The organism is Acidithiobacillus sp. TH-A36 (genome assembly GCF_057473445.1).
On the sequence record NZ_JBYCKP010000253.1, the window covers coordinates 1 to 2,376 of the forward strand.

Here is a 2,376-nt window from a genome sequence, read left to right on the forward strand (position 1 = left end):
TCCCGTCGCCTGGACCTGCTGCGGGAAAGTGAACAAAATCGCATTTTCAAATTGATCAAGGCAGCGGGACTCCCTACTCTGGCCCCACGCCTGGAAACTTCCGTCTATCTGGATTTCATGAAAGTCGATAAAAAAGCGGAAGGCGGTCAAATCCGCTTCATTCTTCTCAATAGCATTGGCAACGCCCTGATTACCGGCGATGTGCCGCCTGCGGCCATTATCCAGACCCTGCAGGCTTTTATGGAGCGTAGTGCATGAACGAAATCAACAAGGCCACTGCAGAATTGCAGGCAGAAATGGCACAGCGCATGGCTCTCAATCCCGGGGGAACCCGGCGTATTGGTAATTTTGGCTTCATCGAACTGGAAGAAAGCTGGGGAGATGAAGCCACCATCATCAATACCGCCCGTATCAGCACGACCAATCAACGTCTGAAAAATGGGCATGATTTTAACGAGCGCGATCGCAATCTGCTCTACCAGCTGCTCCGCGATCAGCATGGCACCCCCTTTGAAACCATCTACTTCCGTTTTCGCTTTATTGCGCCCATTTTTGTGCTCCGCCAATGGGTCAAACACCGGGTTTCCAGCTGGAATGAATTTTCCATGCGTTACCGCAAGCCCATCTCTGTTGCCTATATTCCTGATGAGTCGGCACGCACGGTAGATGGTTATGCCGTTTTGGACGATACGGTGATGGCCGAATACGAAGCACTGATGGGTCAACTTTTCCAGTGGTATGAAACCCAGTACAGCGCTGCCTGCACACGCATTGATCAGGCCCGCGAATCCGGCGAACTGGCACCCAAAGAGGGGGGGCGTGACCCTTATCGGGGCCGTGCCCGGGAGCTTCTCCGTAACGTCATGCCCGTTGCTGCCTACTCGGATGTGTATTGGACCATCAACTTTCGTAGCCTCATGAATTTTTTCAAATTGCGACGCAAAAAAGATGCCCAGTATGAAATCCGCGAATATGCAGATGCGGCTTATGCGCTTTTTGCCGCCCGCCTGCCATTGCTGGCCGAAACCATGCAGCGGGTCATCGACGAGTCGGAACAATCCCCGTCCAGCGAGGAGCATGCTGGTCGTGCAGAATAAACCAGGCAGCGTTTTTCAGGGGATGCTGGCCCCCTACGCCGCCCGTGCCGAAAGCAGCCTGGGCCGCAAACATCCCGAAACGCCTCCGGAAAGCCGCAGCCCCTTTCAGCGCGACCGCGACCGGGTCATTCATTCCAGCGCTTTTCGCCGTCTGGAGTATAAAACCCAGGTGTTCGTCAATCATGAGGGAGATTTGTATCGTACCCGCCTCACCCACACCCTTGAAGTCGCGCAGGTTGGGCGTGCCATTGCCCGGCAGCTGGGACTGGATGAAGATCTGGTAGAAGCCATCGCCCTGGCCCACGATCTCGGCCATACCCCCTTTGGTCACGCTGGACAGGATGCCCTGCAGGAATGCATGAGCGATCTTGGTGGCTTCGAGCACAATATTCAGTCCCTGCGGATTGTGGACCGTCTTGAAGTCCGTTATGGAGATTTTCCCGGTCTGAACCTGAGTTTTGAGACCCGCGAAGGCATTCTCAAACATTGCGCCAAAAGCAAAGCCGCCGATCTGGGCGATGTGGGCGAGCGTTTTCTGCGCGGTACCCAACCTTCCCTGGAAGCGCAAATCACCAATCTGGCCGATGAAATCGCCTACAATAATCACGATATTGACGACGGCCTGCGCGCGGGCCTGCTGGATTTGCAGGAACTGTGCAGCAACAGTTTGTACGGCTCGATCTATTCCGAAGTACAGGATCGGTATCCGGAGGCTTCTAAAACCATTCTCCGTCACGAAACCGGCAGGCGCCTGATCAATCTGCTGATTAATGACCTGGTTGCGGAAACGCGACAGCGTATCCAGAGTAATCATATCACCAGCATTGCCGAGGTCCGGGCCAGTACCCGGCCACTGGCGGCTCACAGTCCGGAAATCGCTGGCCAAATCAAGTCGCTGAAAAGCTTTCTGTTTCATCGCATGTATCGGCACCCCCGGGTTCACCGGCAGGCGGAAAAAGCCAAACGCCTGGTGCGCCGTCTTTTTCACACCCTGCGCGAAGATCCCCGCCTGCTCCCCCTGAAATATCAGGCCCGCATCCAGGCCACAGATCAGCAGGAAAAAAGCAGGGCCCGCATAGTCGCCGATTACATTGCCGGCATGACCGACCGCTTTGCCATTGCTGAATATGACCGGCTCTTTGATCCCCATGGTGAAGCCTGACAAGCGGTTCTCCTGCGCCTCAGTATTTTCCAATCCATAAATGAGTCTGGGAAGTGGTTGTAGAGAATGCCCTGTCAACCGGTTTTCGGGGGCCGTCCATGGATCGTTTTGAATAGT

2 protein-coding genes and 1 pseudogene are annotated in these 2,376 nt (G+C 54.9%); all 3 read left to right on the forward strand.

The genetic code is table 11. The annotated features are described in order from the left end of the window. Positions 1-258 (forward strand): annotated as a pseudogene (locus AC2VLY_RS06650) (3-dehydroquinate synthase); the annotation flags it as partial. Then, positions 255-1,097 (forward strand): FAD-dependent thymidylate synthase, encoded by an 843-nt coding sequence (gene thyX / locus AC2VLY_RS06655; protein WP_486921978.1) that lies wholly within the window; start codon positions 255-257, stop codon positions 1,095-1,097. The pseudogene AC2VLY_RS06650 and the gene thyX, both read left to right, overlap by 4 nt. Beyond that, positions 1,078-2,259: a deoxyguanosinetriphosphate triphosphohydrolase gene (locus AC2VLY_RS06660; RefSeq protein ID WP_486921979.1), complete on the forward strand. Its 1,182-nt coding sequence runs from the start codon at positions 1,078-1,080 to the stop codon at positions 2,257-2,259. The genes thyX and AC2VLY_RS06660 overlap by 20 nt, the downstream gene beginning before the upstream one ends. Positions 2,260-2,376: the final 117 nt, after the last annotated feature.